Below are 16,397 nucleotides of genomic sequence, written 5' to 3'. Positions count from 1 at the left end.
AATGCAGGCACCTAATTCTACCGCCGTACGGACGGCCCTCTGGCGGGCGCTGCACGTGCAACTCGATGCACCGCCGCACCTACTCGAAGATACCACAGGCCTTCAACTCATTGCTCCCGGGGAAGGGTGGCAGCAGCGACCTGATATGGACCCTGTCTTCTCCCGAAGAGTACGGGCAGCGATGGCTGCCAGGGCACGCTTTATAGAAGACCTGATCATCAGGGAAGCAGCGAATGGCATCACCCAATACGTCATCCTCGGCGCCGGCCTCGATACCTTCGCGCAACGCAATCCAGGCGTAGCTTCCCGCCTCCGGATATACGAGATCGATGAACCCGGTACGTTGGCATGGAAACAGCAAAGGCTGATAGAAACAGGATATGGCATTTCCCCGTCGCTGCATTTTGTAGGGGTAGACTTCGAAAAGGGGCAGTCCTGGTGGGATACCTTATTGCAGGCCGGCTTTCAACCGGACCTTCCGGCTGTGATAGCCTGTACGGGCGTTACGCTCTACCTCTCACGGGAGGCCATCAGTCAGATGTTGCACCAGATAGCCGCTATGGCTTCCGGCACCAGGGTAGCCATCACCTTTATTGTGCCGCAGGAACTGCTGGAAGAAGAGGACCTTGCGCTGCAAAAAGCATCTACCCAGGGCGCCAAAGCGTCCGGCAATCCCTTTGTCAGCTTCTTCACACCGGAGCAGGTACTCGCACTCGCCAGGGAAAATGGATTGAAAAATGCGTCCATCGTGTCCCCTGCGGAGTTAAAAGCACGCTATTTCGCCGACCGGAAAGATGGACTGACACCTGCGAGCGGAGAAATGTTTTTAACGGCCACGATAGGAGCGTAGCATCAGCGCCTCCTCCACATACACACCGGCAACACCACAAACACCGCCACCCAGGAGCAAAACAATCCTCCGACAGTGCCAACCGCCAGTGGGTACCAGAATGCTTCCTGCTCTGCCTCCAGCAGAAAAGGAAGCATACTGCCCATGGTAGCGATGGTCGTCAACAGAATAGTACGTCCCCTGTTGACAATGACCTTCATCAGCGTATAATTGTGCCATCCACGGACTTTTCGCTTATTATTAAAATCATGCACAATGAATATGCCGGCATTTATTACCAGTCCGCCCAGGAGAATGAATGCCGCAAACCCTCCCTGATCAAAATCAGCGCCACTGAAAGCGAAAGCCAGGAAAAGACCAATAAACGAAACAGGTACCGTTATGAGGATATAAAAGGGCTGCCGCAGGCTTTCAAACAACATACTACAGATAATAAAATTTCCGGCCAGCAGCAATAGAATCAGCCAGTAGCGACTAACCGCAGCCGTGGTCCTTTCTTCCTCATCATTGTCTTTCGCAGTATACCCGGGAGGCATCTCCATCTTCATCTCCTCCAGACATTTATCCAGGAATTTCTTTCCGAAAGATGCCTCTCCCTTGTAATCGAAGCTGACATTACCCACATATTTTCGATCTATCTTGGTGATATCGGGTGTAACGTCCCGTTCTGTCAGGCTTCCCAGCTGCTGCAGTTTAACGCTCTTTTTTCCATTGATATCGCTTCGACCCTCCATGAGATGCCATTTCGTATAGTCTTTTGCCTGTTGTTCCTGTAACAACACGGGAAATAACACTCCATCCTTTTTCAGGGAGGCGATCTGTGTTTCAGTGGTGTGTTGTTGCAGCCCTTTAAACAACGCACTGTTACTGATGCCGCTCAGGGCCAGCTGCTGGTTATCTATTTTCAGGCCGATCATTCGTTGGTTATCCGCCGGCTTATTAATATCTACCTGTTGAATTCGTTTATGCTCGAGGAGCTTGTTGGCCAGTATCTGCTCCTGTTGCAGCAACTCATCATAATTATAGCCCGTCATCACAACCGTAAAAGAATGCCGGGCATTATTCACGCTATTACTAAAAGCAGTACCCTGTCCGTAGATATCCCATTCCACACCGCCCCATTGCTCCGCCATACCGATCATACGCGCCTTTACCACATATGGCGTACCATGTACGGCAGCATCACTGGTAAAGATGATTTCTATGTCGCCGTGTTCTCCTCCGTTGATACTGGTAACAAATTTTTCTATGTCCGGCGTATTCTTTAGCCCCGTCTCCATATGTGAGATGATATCGTTCATCATGGAGATATCACTTCCGGGTGGCAGGTTGGCCTTTACAAACAGTTTGTCCTGCGCTTCTCCCGTCTGCCCCCCATTGTGGAGCATGCCTCTATAAAACAGTCCCATGCTTCCTCCCAGCCATTTATCTAATATTGGTCTTACCTGCTTATGAAAGACAGCGTTATGGGTGATATTATTATACCACTCCTGTTTCTCCCATCTGTCGGGAAGTAAAAAGAAAGGAATACCAAAAGCCCATATCAGCAGGCACAGGAAGGATTTCCTCCATCGGGCCAAAAAGGCAATACACCGGGCATATACATGCACGAGTGTCAGCAATTTTCTCGTACTACGTATCTGCTTTACCGTTTTATGATGAGATTTTTTCAGAAGATGATATAATCCGACAGTGAACCAGAGGTTAGTGATCAGGGAGGTCAGCAGCGAAATACAAATGATGACAGCGAAATCCTGCAGTTTAATTTTCTCATTATCGGGTAGCAGGAAAACCAGCAACAAGGCCATCACCGTTGCCAGTGTAGCTGCGAGCAAAGCCAGAAACACCCGCCGGTTGCGGTACTGCTGGTAGTAATCAATCATGATCACCGCATGATCTATCATGATGCCGAACGCTACCGCCAATCCCGACAAGGTATACATATGAATATTGATTCCCAGCAGATATACCAGTAATAAAGTGAGACAAACATTTACCAGCAGGCTAAGCAGCAAATTCAGCACTTGTTGCCATCTTCTGTAGAAAAGAAATGACGACAACAACAGTATGCCTACCGCCAAAAGGGCGCGGTATTGATTTTTTTCCAGTTCCCGCTCCAGATCCGCTGCCACATCTGTTCTCAGGCTGACCTGATACCCCGCCGGCAGCCGGGAAGTGATTGCCTCCATGCCGCTGCGCACCTGTTTCGCCACAGTGATCATATTCGTTTCCTCATGCAGCACAATGGAGATGGTCACAGAATTATTACCGTTGATACGGTAATACTGTGCGATGTCTGGCTCTCCGGTAGTGATGGCGGCAATATTCTTTAAATAGTAAACCTCCTGTTGTTTGTTAATGACGGGGATATCTCCCAGCTGCGCCACATCCGTAAGCGAAGCATTCAGGCGTATAAAGATCTCGTCCTTACCCGTGGTGCCTACAGCGCCGGGGTAGTGATCTCTGATGCGCTCCTGGATGGCCGCGATGATATCTGTTTGTTGCAGCTGCAGCGCCAGCAACTTTTTCCGGTCAAACAAAATCATCACCCGTGCTGTACCGCCATTGGATACGCCTACTTTTTTGACACCGCTGATCAACGACAGCTCCCTGGTAAAGAAATGTTCCACGTTATTACTGACGGCAAGCGCCGTTCCCGGACCGTTGACGGTATATACCAGTTGCGGATCTTCTTTATCGCCGGTAGCAGATCTGTCTTCCAGCGTGGGAAAAGACATACCGGGCGGCCTTTCGCGGAAATAGCGGCGAATAAGTGCCGCCACTTCAAAATGTTTCAGCTGCATATCAGCCCCGTCTTCAAACTTCAGCGAAACACTGCCTCCGTTATTTACCGACCGGGAGGAGATATTCGTTAGCTGAGGCAGCTGCGCGCAAACAGATTCTATCACAGCTGTACCATATTGTTCTACTTCTTCTGGCCCCGCATTGGCAAAGGAGAAACTGATATTAATATTATTGGCCGGCAACACGGGACGTTGCGTTACGTGCAGGTAAGGGACCAATAACAGGCACAGCAAACTGACAGCCGAAAAAAGCAGTACCGTTCTTATGGGTGAAATCATGGACTATTATTCAAATGTTGGCGGTATAGGTGATATGCTGCTTAACATCTCTTTAATTTTAGCAACATCCTTGCTGATGTTCATCAGCAGGACGTCTCCCTCTGATTGTTGTTCAGCAGGCGGCATATCGTTCTCTGCCAGAATAAGATTGACAAACTGGGTGAGTGTCATCTCATACAGTTGTGCCAGCAACATCATTTTGGATAACGGTAGATCACCGGTATTCTGCTCCCACGAAACGTAGGTGGGACGGCTCACGTGGACATAATCTGCTACCTGCTGCTGGGTATAGCACTTACGTTTTCTAAGCCAACTTAGTGTTGACTTGTAATTAATTTTCATCGTCAATAATGGTTGAATGCTCAAATAAGGTTCGGGACTTCAGTTACTCTGATTAATCTGTTTTTTTCGGATTAACTGTTCGCTAATTACGCTTAAATGGTTGATAGGTTTTTGTAAATAATACAGACACAATGTAAAGAAAATCTGCATAAATGCAACTATACATTCAATACTTTTATGACAAGCAATTTTATAAAAGAGCAAGCATGAAGTAAAATCGAGAAATAAAAATAACCCTTACCTATGCGAACACGTTGGTGGATAATATTACTGATATTATTGCAGATGTCCTGTGCCCCTGATAAACCTGAATTCCTTAATGGAACCCTGAAACAAGCCTTTGCTACGGCTTCCGGGGAACATAAACTATTATTTGTGATTTACGCCGGTGAAGGCTGTCCCCCATGTGACGATTTCATCCGGAAAATAAAAACAGATAAATTAATAGCGAAGGAATTATCCGGCAAAGTACTGTTTACAATAGCCTATAAAAACAAGCCGGACGACCAGGCCTTCTTTTATCCCTTTTTCACCATGGCTACGCCCGGAAGCTATTTGTTTTCACCTGATGGCAGGCTGCTCACCATCATTGATGGAGATGCCCCTTCAAAATATGTAGTGAGCTGCACGGAAAACTGCCTGTCAGGAAAAACGATACAACATGAATTCAAAACCAGGCTTCAAACGAAGCACGGACAAGCTATCTGGCTGTTCAACCAGCTGCTGACAGCACAACAGATCCTGTCGCAATCCGGTACCGATAAAGCCGCGGCCCAGTCAGCGCGCACCATACTGGACAGTACCCTCCGGCAGGAAACGTACTTCTATAACACCTATCTCTCCGCGAAAGCAAGTTCCATCCTGGGAGACACTGCCCGCGCAAGAGCGCTGGCATTAAAATCGTTGGAATTCAACAGCAGCCTGGACCTCGCACTGTATGCCTCCCTGCGCAATGAAATGAAATTCGCCGCTGACAAATCCTACACGCCGGCTGAAGACGCATTTATCACCCTTAGTGAAACAACGCATCAATATGGAACGGTAGCAACCGGATCTTATACAAAAACGAGTGTCCGTTTCCGTAACAGCGGCAAAAAACCCTTACTCATTCAGCAAATGCTCGGCTCATGCGACTGTATGACGTTTAACTGGCCTAAGAATCCTGTACTGCCGGGCCGGGAAGACAGTATGCAGATCACCTATCATGCCCGTAGCGAAGGAGAGTTTTCAAAAATAGTATTTGTGAGCAGCAATGCCTCTAACGCACAGGTACAAATCAATGTAAAAGGGCTGGCTGAATAATGCTGCGCTTCGCCTGTCCCGCAAAACATCCTGTGCTACAGGTGCTGTCTTTGCGTACTCCGTAACAGTCTCTTTATTATTCACCTATAAAATCTAGCATTATGAAAAAACTGTTTTCAGCTGTTATTATGTTCGTAGTAATTGTAATGGCCTCAGCGGCAGTAGTACATGCCTGCGTGGATGGTGAGTTGTACCCGCATCCGGAAGATTGTAGCAAATTCATCAAATGCGACAATGGTACGCCTATTGAGTTGACCTGCCCCGCCGGTCTCCATTTTAATCCGACAATGCAATACTGCGACTTCCCGGAGAACGCAGGTTGTGAAGCTGGTGGCAGCAAACAATGCTACAAAAATCCCAACGACGGAAAAAATGACGGCAACTGCTATTTAAGGCAAGACAGTGGCGGCAGCGGCGCTTACATTCAGGTATGCGAACAGGCATACTTCAAACCCAAACCCTGTGAAACAGGCGCCAGCATTTAATTAAAACATTTCCTACTACCGAAGTCTTTTCTTCACCTTTAAAATTTAACACTCATGAAAAAACTGTTTTCCACGATTGTGATGTTCGTGGTGCTGGTCATGGCATCAGGCGTAGCTGTATATGCCTGCATAGAAGACCAGCTGTACCCCCACCCATCCGACTGCACTAAATTCTACCGTTGCAGCAATGGCATGCTGTATGAGCTCGAATGCCCTCCCGGACTTCATTTCAATCCGGCAATGCAGGTCTGCGACTGGCCACAGGACGCAGGTTGCGAGGCTGACGGTGGCGGTAGCAAACAATGCTACAAAAATCCCAACGACGGTAAAAACGATGGTAACTGTTATTTAAGACAGGACAGCAACGGTAGCGGCGCTTATATCCAGGTTTGCGAGCAGGCAAGGTATCAACCCAACCCTTGTGAAACCGGCGCCAGCATGTAATGCGACGCGAAAATTACATCCTTCCTGCACAACATCGTGCAGGAAGGTATTTGCACCACAATATCCTTTTACCACAACGATCCGACATGCCTTCCTGTAAATCATCCGTTATCATATTCTTATCCGGCCTGCTGCTGACCTCCTGCCTGCAACGGAAAAACGCGTTCACCGAAACCATGCAACTCGAAGCCGGCAAGGAATTCATCCTGCATCTGGACAGCGTTACAGCGCCAGCGGCTAACTGCATACAGTATGTTCCCGGTAACGATTCCACCCCCAATTTGCTGGCACAGTACAATCCCGAAAACCGCGATATCAATATTTATGATTTTTCACAAGGCACGCTCAAACGAAAAATCGCTTTCCCCCTGGAAGGCCCTAACAGCCTGCCTAAGATAGATGGCTTCCATTTTATCTCTCCGGACTCGCTGATATTATACCACTATCCCACCAAGTCTTTTACCATTACAGACCTGAAGCAAAACACCCGCGTCAGATTATTTCCGTTGAATGCTTTTAAGACCTACTTTGCAGATAGTTCAGCCATACTGCCGGCCGATCCTATGGCAACTACCAACCAGCCGATATGTTATCTCAACAATCAGTTATATGCATCCGGGCATATCCTGTATATCGGTACCGATATGGACAAAAAAACACTCAGTTCTGTATGCCGTATCGACCTGAAAGACTCCATAGCCACTAACCTTTGCATATCTGAAAGGTATTTCAAACGGAAAATGTGGTGCGGAGAGCATTACAACATCTTCCAGACCATCAACAAAGAAAAACAAACACTGGCATTCAGCCTTCCGATGTCCGATTCGCTGTTCACACTCGATATTAAAACCGGTAAAATCAACAGCTACTACGCCGGCAGCCAGCAGTTCACAGAAGCGGACATCCTGCCATTCAAGGCCGACCTGTTCAGCAAATCCGGTCCGGGGCAACTGGCAGACCTTCAGTTCTTCTTTGACCACCCGTCCTATTGTGTGGTGACTTATGATCCGTACCGTAAAGTCTATTACCGCATGGCCATCAAACCCAACGGCCAAACCAGCCGCGCCGGCCTGCAACTAACGACGTCCATCGTTATCATCCTCAATGAAAATTTTGAAAAAACAGGGGAAATAGAACTCCCTGACACATACTACGCCTTCAGCGGCCATTTCATTACACCGGAAGGATTGTATCTGCGTAAGAAAGAAACAGAAAATGAAGACATCATGCGGTTCACCTGCTTCACACTGAAGAAAAAATAACTATGAAGCGATTATTTATTTTGATACTGTCTGTCGGCCTGTTTTCCTGTAACCACAAAACCAATAATCAGCGCAATGATTTGGCAGGATTCATCAACACCGCTTTTCCGGGCCAGGGTCAGAAAACAGTGATCGTTATACCTGGCACAGGCTGCGGTGGCTGCATCTCAGGCGTAGAAAAGGAAGCGATGCACTTGTGCAACAGGGGAGATGTAAAAATCATCTTCACGGGTATAAGATCATTGAAAATATTAAGAACAAGGGTGGGAGACAGCATCCTGCATCATAAAAATGTTTTTATAGATCATGACGATCAATTTTACAAGGTAACGAACGACCGGCAGGACCTGTGGCCTTATCCCGTCAGGGTCACCGTCGACGGGGACAAGCTCTTGGCCATCTCCAAAGACAACGTCTTACCCTGAAGATAAAAGATATTTCATCGGGCCGGTATGGAAACACTCCAACCGGCCCTTCATTCGTAATAGTAACCTATGTTAAGATTATTGCTGGCAGGAATTGTGCTGATGCCGCTGTTATCCATGTCGTGCAGAAATGCGTCTGCAGATCAAAAGCATACAGCATCGCCCAAACAGTATGTGGAACCGGATAATATTACGGCCGTGAAAGTGCTCGTATTACATAAAGCCCTCTTCAGCTATTATATCGAGAGCTCGGGTAAAATAAAGGCAAAGCAGAAAGAAACCATTCATGCCGAACAAAGCGGGCCACTTCGCCTATGCAATGTCTGGAACAATAAAATGCTGGACGCCGGTGAAACGGTGATCGCATTTGATCAGCGGGCTATCTCTCTACGTCGGGAACGCGCCACGGAAGAGCATTTCAATGCCGCCATCAACTACAAAAGCGAACTGCTGAACCAGGCCAGCCTGCTTGAATCCAAGTCCCAGCAGATCAGAGATACTGTTTATCACAAGCTGAAAGCCAATACAGGCCTCACCAACGCAGAACTGACCCTGAAAGAGCTGACCCTTGAACTGGAAAAAATGACCATCAGGGCGCCCTTTAAAGGCATTGCTGCCGATGTAAAAGTACAGCAGGGCAGTACTGTAAGAGCAGGAGACGAATTGTTTACCATCTATACCGCTGCTGACCTTTACCTTGAAGCCAACATCCTCGAAAGCGATTTCAGTATGATCAAAGCAGGACAGCCAGCCACCCTGCAAACCGTTTCCGGCAGCCGGCACAACGCTGTTGTCACTGAAACGAACCCCATTGTGGATGACAACGGAATGATGCTGGTAAAACTCCGCATCATCGATCATCGGTCGCTGGTGCCGGGCATGAACGCTATGGCCAAAATGGCCATTCCGCTGCAACAGGTCCTGGCCGTTCCTAAGGAAGCCGTTGTGATGCGTAGTGGCAAAGCGGTTGTTTTCACCGTACAGCAAAATCAGGCCAAATGGCAATATGTGAAAACAGGAAGAGATAACGGCACTTCCATAGAAATCACCGAAGGCCTCAAAGATGGAGACAGCATCATCATCTCCAATAATGTCCAGTTAACCCACAACTCCACAGTCAGTATTATTCGTTAGTTCATGATCCGGTTTATTATCCAACGGCCGATTGCCATGCTGATGACTTTCGGTGTACTCATTATCCTTGGAATACTGGCACTGTTCCGCATTCCCGTGGCACTGCTCCCCGACATCGATGTGCCGGGGATCACTATCAGATGCACCTATCCCGGCAATACAGCCGCCGCCATCGAAGCAAATGTTACCGGTATATTGCGCGACAATCTGACGACCATCGCCGGGCTGGAAGATATAGAGACCATCAGCAGCAACCATACAGCCACCCTGTACCTGCGTCTAAGCTACGGCACCAATACCAATCTGGCTTACATGGCGATCAATGAGAAACTGGACCGCCTCACCAACAGCCTTCCCCAGGATATGGAACGCCCTGTTGTTATCCGCAGCAACACCTCAGATATACCGGTAGCCCGCGTCCAGATCATCCCGGAAAACAGTGCAGACTATCAGGAATACTCCAATCTGAGCGAAAAAATTTTCAGAAAAAGGATAGAGCAGCTTCCCGGCGTATCCATGGCAGACATCAATGGGAAAAGCACACCGGCTATCATCATCGAGCCGGATGCCCAGTCGCTGGCAGCGGTCAAACTGGACGTTGCGAACCTGGCAAACGCCATCCAGTCCGCCAATATGGAACTGGGAACAGTGACCGTAAAAGACGGTCATTATAGTCTCCGGGTGAACATGGACAATCAGCTGATCTCTATAGAACAGATAAAAAACATCCCGGTAAGCATCAATAATAACACCGCGGTGATGCCGCTATCCCGTTTTGCCACCGTGTCGCACAGCGTCAACCCTCCCGACGGCTATCATTTGTACGGTGGCAGGCAGGGGCTGGTACTCAATGTGCATAAACAATCCGGGGCCCGCATGCACACGCTCATGCCGGCTATCGACTCCCTCATCAGCGACTTCGGTCATCACTATCCCGGAGCGCGGTTTTATATCTCCCAAAATCAGCACTACCTGCTGGAAGCAGGTATCGACAATCTGCAACAGGATTTACTCTATGGAGGTATCCTTTGTGTGCTGGTACTATTCCTGTTTCTCGGCAACTTCGTTTCCCCGGTGCTGATGAGCATCAGCATCCCGCTATCATTGATATTGACTTTTATCTTTTTCTACCTGTTCGGCATCTCGTTTAATATTATTTCCCTTTCCGGATTGGCGCTGGGAATAGGTATGTTGATAGATAACTCCATCGTGGTACTGGATAATATTTCCAGAAAGCGAAAAGAGGGGTTGTCGGTAGAAGACAGTTGCGTCGTTGGCACCAACGAAGTGATGGTGCCCGTTATCAGTCAGGTGCTTACTACGGTGGCCGTATATCTGCCGTTGATATATCTCAGCGGGCTGGCAGGCGCTATCATCACCGATCAGGCTATTGCCCTTACTATTTCACTGGGAGTTTCGCTGCTGGTGGCCTTTTTCCTGAACCCGCTGCTTTTCCGGCTTTTCATCTCAGACAAGGCCGCCAATATGCGGGAAGACACAAGGCTGTATCAGTGGATAGCCGGGAAGTACCACCAGATGATACATCATATTTTCGCCAGAAAGAAGCCGTATTTCTTTTTCACCATCGCGCTGATGCCCGTGGGTATTATACTGTATCAGTTTATTCCGGTATCTGCACTGCCTCATATTACCCAAACGGAAACATTACTCACCATTGACTGGAATAATCCTGTAGACCTGGCAGAGAACCACCGTAGAATTAAACAGCTGGAATCTGTCATCGGCACGCATAGCATAGCCTGGGAAGCCGATCTGGGGCTCCGGCAATTCCTGCTGACGCAGCAACACCATACCCTGCAGCAAGCTGAAATCTACTATAAATGCAGGCAGGAAAAAGATAAAATCAGGCTGGACACCCTTGTCAACACCTGGTTGCAACAACACTATCCTGATGCCGTATGGAAACTGGAAGACGCTCCCAATGCGTTCACACAGCTCTTCCGTGACAACAGCCCTTATTTTGAAGCAAGGCTGAAACCGGTGAGCACCGGCGCCGACGAAGATGCTTATACCCACCTCTTACAAGCATTACAGGCGTTGCCATCGCCTGCCTGGAAAAAAGGCGCCGCCTTTCAGCACGAAACCTGCATAGAATTTACACCTGACATCCACAAGATGCAACTCTATGGCATCAGCATGGCCAGCCTGAAAGAAACGCTGCAACGACTGTTTGGCAATTATACCATTTCAGAAATAAAACGTTTCGGAGAAATAAAAACAATCCGGTTTTCCAGGGATAATGCCGACATCACCACGGCGCTGAGCCACACCATCACCGGGAAAAACAACACCAGTTATCCGTTGTCCGCCATCATTGCGTGGAATAAAGGCCAGAGCCCCCGATACCTCACCGGCGACAAAACAGGCACTTATCACGGTATCGTATATACGGAACTATCACGGTTCGATTACGATCACCTCCAACAAAACATGACCGCCATCGCAGCAAAAAACGGGTATAATGTTAACTTCTCCGGCAGGTATTTCACCGAAAAACAACGCTCGCATGAAATTTTAGTCACGGTGCTGATAGCCATACTACTGCTGTATTTCATACTGGCGGTACAATTTGAAAACCTGGTACAGCCGCTGATTATCATGCTCACTATGCCACTGGGCATATCGGGTGCGCTGCTGATCGTTTACCTGGCAGGAGGTACGCTGGACATCATGGCCGGCGTGGGTTTCGTAGTAGTGCTCGGGATTATTGTGGACGATCCTATTCTAAAGATGGAAACGCTGCGACGACTCAGGAACAACTATGAAACCGCTGGTATGAGCAGGAGAGAAGCAATGACAAAAGCCATCCATGAAGCGGGGGAAATTTGCCTCAAACCCTTGCTGATGACTTCTCTCACCACCAGCCTCGCCCTGATGCCGGTACTCTTTACCGGCGGCATCGGCAACGATCTTCAAAAGCCTCTCGTGTATGTCATTGCCGGGGGACTCACCATCGGTTCTTTCTTCACACTATGGTTCATCCCGTTGGCTTACTGGTTCTTCACCAAAAAGGATTAAAGCATGAAAAGATATATCGCGCTCACGGTTTTACATCTGTGCTGTCTACCGCAGCTGAAGGCGCAACAATGTCCGCAGTACCAGTTGCAGGACTTCATTGCCATTGCAGCAGAACATTCTATCAATAAAAAGCTGGCCACCAGTACACGACAGGCCAGCTATTATGAATATGATAATTTCAGGGCTTCCGTCAGGCCACAACTCTTACTCACCGGCACACTGATTGACTATAGCAAAGACTACCTCGCTGTCAGACAACCCGATGGCAGCAGCTTATACCAATATCGTACGCAGAATATGATTGCTGCCGGCCTGAGCTTATCGCAGGTCATCACCGCCACCGGTGGCACGTTATCTATCAACTCATCGCTCAACCGTTTCGATGATATCGAAAGGAAATTCGGCCAGTATAGCACCATCCCCGCAAACATCTACCTACAACAACCGCTGTTCGGATTCAACGCGTTCAAATGGCAAAAGAAACTGGCCCCGCTACGGCTGGAAGAGGCCAACAAAAATTATATTCAACAGAAAGAGAACATCTCCGCAGATGTAGTGCGCTATTTCTTTGATGTGCTGGATGCACAGGTAAACCTGGACCTCTCCGGGAAAAATCTGGAAAACCAGCAACAGATCTATGATATAGAATTAAAGAAAGTTGATTTGGGCACTGCTTCCCGTGAAAAGCTGTTACAGATCAAACTACAGGTGCTCAACTCCATACAGGACCAGAAACAGGCCGAAGTATCCCTGCAAACCGCCCTGTTTAATCTCAACAGTTATACCGCCAGTTCCGATACCGGCAATATAGAACTACTATTGCCCACAGCGCTGCCAGTGCTCAATATTTCCCTCGAAATGGCCATACAGGAAGCTATCCGTAACCGTGCGGCATTTACGGGCTTCATTCGTCGCCGGGAGGAAGCGTTGCGCGATCTGGAACAAGCCCGGAAAGAACGCCTCGCCATTAATTTAACCGCCAGCTACGGCCTCAATAACGCCAGTCAGCAATTCGATAAACTCTATCAGCGCCCCAACTCCCAGCAGAACCTGAGCTTAGGTGTGGCCGTCCCCATTGTGGACTGGGGCAGGAGCAGAGGCAAGATAAATCTGGCCAACAGCAACCTCAAAACAACAGAATACACCATTGCACAGGAAGAGATGAACATCCGCCAGGTAATTGTCACCCTTGTTAAAAACGCCGCGCTGATCAGGGATAACATCGAAGTGTCTCATCAGACAGATATGATTGCACAGGAAAGATATAACCTCGCCCAGGAACAGTTTAAGCTGGGCAAGTTGTCCGTGACCGACCTGAACATCGCCCTGATAGAGAAAGACCAGGCCCGGAAAAAATACATCACCGCTTTAAGGACTTTCTGGGATGCCTATTACCAGCTGCGCTGCCTGACACTGTATGATTTCGTTACAGGAAAGAAGATCCTCTAAGCCTTTGGGGAATGGCAGTCAATTACTTATCATTGCACTTCAAAACTGTTTATCGTCCATATGCAGGCATCAGATCCGCAACAATACATAGCCCGGTTGGCGCAACATTACCAGCATTATTTTGGTGTAGAGGGAAAAAAGGCTATCCTGGATAAAGGGCCGAGGGAGAAACTCCATCCTGACTTCTATCTGCTTGAAATACCTCCCAATAAGCGCCATAACGCCTTTATTTATTGCACCGTAGGCATGTCTGCCGACAGAACGGATGATAATCTGATTGAGCTGTTTGTATTATCTCCTAAAGCAGATCAGAAGCTGGTGGAGCTATTAACTTATTGTGCTTCCTACCATCGGACGGGCCGTCCTTTAAACATCCACCATACGGTAAATGTTGGTCAACCATGGCTGGATAACTCCGTTTGCGATCACGCCTTCATATCCTTGCCTTATCTTGATGAAGATGATTTGCAGCTGTTCAACTTTGGGGAGCACGCCATTCATTGCTACTGGCTGATACCCATCACCAGAGCAGAGAGGGACTATAAGGTGGAAAACGGCTGTGAAGCGTTGGAGCAGTTATTTGAAGAGAAGGAGCTGGATTACCTGAACCCGGCCCGGCCCTGTCTGACGGGGAAATAAAAAGGCCTGCCGTAGCAAGCCTTTCAGATGCTTTATATCAATTTCTTATACACCTCCAGTGTTTCCCTCATGCATTTATCCATGGGAAAGCGGGATAGTTGCTGTATCCCTGATGCCCGAAGTTGGTTTGCCTTGTCGCTGCTGTTCAGCACCGAGTCAATAGCACGGGTCATATCATCAATATGGTAGGGATCAAAATAGCTAACCGCTTCGCCACCCACTTCCGGGAGGCAGCTGGTATTACTCATCACTACCGGACAATTATTTTTAAACGCTTCCAGTATCGGCAAGCCAAAACCTTCATACAGCGACGGATATACGAAAACGGTCGCCTTTTGATAAAGGGCATTTAATTCTCCCTCGCTGGCCGAAATCTGTTTGGTCCTGTTTTGAATACCGGCACGAATCAGCATTTCCTGCTCTGCCTGCCCGAAGCCTCCGCCGCCGGCGCAGATCAGGTTGATGTCATATCTTTCCAGCAAAGGTTTCACGGCCTGCACCATCCGGCCGAAATTCTTATACCCTGGCCTGTCGCCCACATACAACACATAGTCCTTAAATGGCGGGGTAAAATCTGCTTGCACAGCGCCACCTTCCTGGTAGCCATGGTACACTACGCTGATCTTTTCTTCGGGTATATTGAAGATATGCTGCAGGTCTCTTTTGGTAGATTCAGATATAGCAATGATATGATCTGCCCGGGTAATAGTAGCCCGCTTAAACGGCACAAAATGATCATGTGGTGAAAAAAACTCCGGAAAGAGTTCATGGATCATATCGTGCACCGTCAACACGAAAGGCTTCTTCAGCTTATTCAGGAAGTACGGATTATAATAAGTGGGGTGGAGCAGATCAAAGTCATTCTTCTTGATCATGTATTTCGAATACCGCTTGTTCCAGCGATCCAGCTTGTGTTGTTTCTTCAGCAGTCTCTCCCCCAAAAAAGGACTCAGGGGAAATTTCTGATCCTGGATATACGCATTCTTGCTGTACAGCACCAGCAGCTTACAGTCGGTATGGCCGTGGTCTTTCAGGGAGTTGTATATATTGGCAAAATACCTGGAAATGCCCCCGTAGCGCTGCATCGAAAATATCTGATGATCAAAATAGACTTTCATGGCTATTGGTTAATATTCGACATAGTTTATACGCTTATACTTATAGCGCTTCAGCATGTAGCGGAGCATCACGGGTATCCCGAGATACTTTCCAATGAGGCGGACCCTGTCTTTTGCAAACTGCTCGTCAACTACCTGTCCTGAAAATCCGCCCGATGCATAGTTAGAGATCAGATAATCGTAGTATTCGAAACGGTATTTTTTATCCGCCCAGAGTTGCATGTTCAGCACATAGTCTGCCCGTACTTTATATTTTACGTCGTAGCTGTATTTTTCAAAAACGCTTTTAGGATAGAACATCGCCTGATGAGGGAGGTTCTCCTTGGCCAGTCGGTAGGTAGTATACTTGAATCCTTTTGTATGCGTTTCCCAGATGCAGCATCCGTAATAGATACAATTGGGTTTCGTGAAACATCTTTCCACTATTTTGCTGAACCCGGGATATAAGGTGTCGTCAGCGCCGAGAAAGAATACCCAGTCGCCTTTGGCATATTTTACCGCTTTGTTCATGGCATCGTATACACCGCTGTCTTTTTCACTACGCCAGTAAGCGATTTTGTCGTTGTACTTTTTGAGTATCTCAACAGTGCCATCCGTACTTTCTCCGTCCAATATGATATGTTCTATATTAGGATAGGTTTGTGCCAATACAGTTTGTATAGCGCTCTCTATGCAGCTGGCCGCATTCTTTGTAACGGTAATGATAGAAACGAGTGGGCCGGGTCCTGTAATCACCTTTCGGTTTCCGCCTTCTTGCATAATCAAATTATTGTGGCATGTAGTCCAAAACACGTACAACGCTTCTGAACCTGAATGGAACAAAAA

Annotated in this window: 14 protein-coding genes; 10 read left to right on the top strand and 4 right to left on the bottom strand. The window is 47.9% G+C overall.

The window, feature by feature from the left end; genetic code table 11:
* The first annotated feature begins 1 nt into the window (after nt 1).
* The gene (locus tag ICL55_RS11875) at nt 2-850 is read left to right on the top strand and encodes a class I SAM-dependent methyltransferase (RefSeq protein WP_188097287.1); all 849 of its coding nucleotides are present in this window, start codon (nt 2-4) and stop codon (nt 848-850) included.
* Nucleotides 851-852: 2 nt separating this feature from the next.
* Here ICL55_RS11875 and ICL55_RS11870 read toward each other — a convergent pair whose 3' ends face one another.
* Both ICL55_RS11870 and ICL55_RS11865 read right to left on the bottom strand, forming a co-directional pair.
* Nucleotides 853-3,933: an efflux RND transporter permease subunit gene (locus ICL55_RS11870; RefSeq protein WP_188097285.1), complete on the bottom strand. Its 3,081-nt coding sequence runs from the start codon at nt 3,931-3,933 to the stop codon at nt 853-855.
* 6 nt (nt 3,934-3,939) lie between these two features.
* On the bottom strand, nt 3,940-4,275 hold the full coding sequence (locus ICL55_RS11865) for a helix-turn-helix transcriptional regulator (RefSeq protein ID WP_188097283.1): 336 nt from the start codon (nt 4,273-4,275) through the stop codon (nt 3,940-3,942).
* Nucleotides 4,276-4,518: 243 nt separating this feature from the next.
* Here ICL55_RS11865 and ICL55_RS11860 point away from each other — a divergent pair, with 243 nt between their 5' ends.
* The 9 genes from ICL55_RS11860 to ICL55_RS11820 all read left to right on the top strand — a co-directional run bounded on the left by ICL55_RS11860 (nt 4,519) and on the right by ICL55_RS11820 (nt 14,454).
* On the top strand, nt 4,519-5,577 hold the full coding sequence (locus tag ICL55_RS11860) for a DUF1573 domain-containing protein (RefSeq protein ID WP_188097281.1): 1,059 nt from the start codon (nt 4,519-4,521) through the stop codon (nt 5,575-5,577).
* A gap of 101 nt (nt 5,578-5,678) precedes the next feature.
* Nucleotides 5,679-6,062 carry a carbohydrate-binding module family 14 protein gene (locus ICL55_RS11855; RefSeq protein WP_188097278.1) on the top strand — a complete coding sequence of 128 codons (384 nt, stop codon included), beginning with the start codon at nt 5,679-5,681 and terminating at the stop codon, nt 6,060-6,062.
* A gap of 54 nt (nt 6,063-6,116) precedes the next feature.
* Nucleotides 6,117-6,506: a carbohydrate-binding module family 14 protein gene (locus ICL55_RS11850; protein WP_188097276.1), complete on the top strand. Its 390-nt coding sequence runs from the start codon at nt 6,117-6,119 to the stop codon at nt 6,504-6,506.
* 86 nt (nt 6,507-6,592) lie between these two features.
* Complete coding sequence (locus tag ICL55_RS11845; protein WP_188097274.1) at nt 6,593-7,768, top strand: DUF4221 family protein; 1,176 nt, start codon at nt 6,593-6,595, stop codon at nt 7,766-7,768.
* A 2-nt stretch (nt 7,769-7,770) separates the two neighbouring features.
* Entirely contained in the window at nt 7,771-8,193 is a 423-nt protein-coding gene (locus ICL55_RS11840) for a hypothetical protein (protein WP_188097272.1), read from the top strand.
* 69 nt (nt 8,194-8,262) lie between these two features.
* Complete coding sequence (locus ICL55_RS11835; RefSeq protein ID WP_188097270.1) at nt 8,263-9,327, top strand: efflux RND transporter periplasmic adaptor subunit; 1,065 nt, start codon at nt 8,263-8,265, stop codon at nt 9,325-9,327.
* A gap of 3 nt (nt 9,328-9,330) precedes the next feature.
* A complete protein-coding gene (locus ICL55_RS11830; RefSeq protein WP_188097268.1) occupies nt 9,331-12,366 on the top strand; it encodes an efflux RND transporter permease subunit in 3,036 nt (1,011 codons plus the stop codon).
* A gap of 3 nt (nt 12,367-12,369) precedes the next feature.
* The gene (locus tag ICL55_RS11825; RefSeq protein ID WP_188097266.1) at nt 12,370-13,815 is read left to right on the top strand and encodes a TolC family protein; all 1,446 of its coding nucleotides are present in this window, start codon (nt 12,370-12,372) and stop codon (nt 13,813-13,815) included.
* A gap of 60 nt (nt 13,816-13,875) precedes the next feature.
* The gene (locus ICL55_RS11820; RefSeq protein ID WP_188097264.1) at nt 13,876-14,454 is read left to right on the top strand and encodes a suppressor of fused domain protein; all 579 of its coding nucleotides are present in this window, start codon (nt 13,876-13,878) and stop codon (nt 14,452-14,454) included.
* Nucleotides 14,455-14,486: 32 nt separating this feature from the next.
* On the opposite strand, the gene ICL55_RS11815 is transcribed toward ICL55_RS11820, so the two are convergent.
* Both ICL55_RS11815 and ICL55_RS11810 read right to left on the bottom strand, forming a co-directional pair.
* Nucleotides 14,487-15,572 carry a glycosyltransferase family 4 protein gene (locus ICL55_RS11815; protein WP_188097262.1) on the bottom strand — a complete coding sequence of 362 codons (1,086 nt, stop codon included), beginning with the start codon at nt 15,570-15,572 and terminating at the stop codon, nt 14,487-14,489.
* A 9-nt stretch (nt 15,573-15,581) separates the two neighbouring features.
* The gene (locus ICL55_RS11810) at nt 15,582-16,331 is read right to left on the bottom strand and encodes a glycosyltransferase family 2 protein (protein ID WP_188097260.1); all 750 of its coding nucleotides are present in this window, start codon (nt 16,329-16,331) and stop codon (nt 15,582-15,584) included.
* Nucleotides 16,332-16,397: the final 66 nt, after the last annotated feature.

It is taken from the genome of Chitinophaga varians (assembly GCF_014529945.1).
GTDB lineage: Bacteria > Bacteroidota > Bacteroidia > Chitinophagales > Chitinophagaceae > Chitinophaga > Chitinophaga varians.
Note: the sequence above shows the minus strand (reverse complement) of the source record. Positions and strands in the feature narration are given on the sequence as shown.

What these genes read in the sequence shown, in the direction of transcription:
- ICL55_RS11870 (WP_188097285.1), bottom strand. Translation starts at nt 3,933, where the DNA reads ATGATTTCACCCATAAGAACGGTACTGCTTTTTTCGGCTGTCAGTTTG.
- ICL55_RS11825 (WP_188097266.1), top strand. Translation starts at nt 12,370, where the DNA reads ATGAAAAGATATATCGCGCTCACGGTTTTACATCTGTGCTGTCTACCG.
- ICL55_RS11810 (WP_188097260.1), bottom strand. Translation starts at nt 16,331, where the DNA reads ATGCAAGAAGGCGGAAACCGAAAGGTGATTACAGGACCCGGCCCACTC.
- ICL55_RS11860 (WP_188097281.1), top strand. Translation starts at nt 4,519, where the DNA reads ATGCGAACACGTTGGTGGATAATATTACTGATATTATTGCAGATGTCC.
- ICL55_RS11855 (WP_188097278.1), top strand. Translation starts at nt 5,679, where the DNA reads ATGAAAAAACTGTTTTCAGCTGTTATTATGTTCGTAGTAATTGTAATG.
- ICL55_RS11850 (WP_188097276.1), top strand. Translation starts at nt 6,117, where the DNA reads ATGAAAAAACTGTTTTCCACGATTGTGATGTTCGTGGTGCTGGTCATG.
- ICL55_RS11820 (WP_188097264.1), top strand. Translation starts at nt 13,876, where the DNA reads ATGCAGGCATCAGATCCGCAACAATACATAGCCCGGTTGGCGCAACAT.
- ICL55_RS11830 (WP_188097268.1), top strand. Translation starts at nt 9,331, where the DNA reads ATGATCCGGTTTATTATCCAACGGCCGATTGCCATGCTGATGACTTTC.
- ICL55_RS11875 (WP_188097287.1), top strand. Translation starts at nt 2, where the DNA reads ATGCAGGCACCTAATTCTACCGCCGTACGGACGGCCCTCTGGCGGGCG.
- ICL55_RS11835 (WP_188097270.1), top strand. Translation starts at nt 8,263, where the DNA reads ATGTTAAGATTATTGCTGGCAGGAATTGTGCTGATGCCGCTGTTATCC.
- ICL55_RS11865 (WP_188097283.1), bottom strand. Translation starts at nt 4,275, where the DNA reads ATGAAAATTAATTACAAGTCAACACTAAGTTGGCTTAGAAAACGTAAG.
- ICL55_RS11845 (WP_188097274.1), top strand. Translation starts at nt 6,593, where the DNA reads ATGCCTTCCTGTAAATCATCCGTTATCATATTCTTATCCGGCCTGCTG.
- ICL55_RS11815 (WP_188097262.1), bottom strand. Translation starts at nt 15,572, where the DNA reads ATGAAAGTCTATTTTGATCATCAGATATTTTCGATGCAGCGCTACGGG.
- ICL55_RS11840 (WP_188097272.1), top strand. Translation starts at nt 7,771, where the DNA reads ATGAAGCGATTATTTATTTTGATACTGTCTGTCGGCCTGTTTTCCTGT.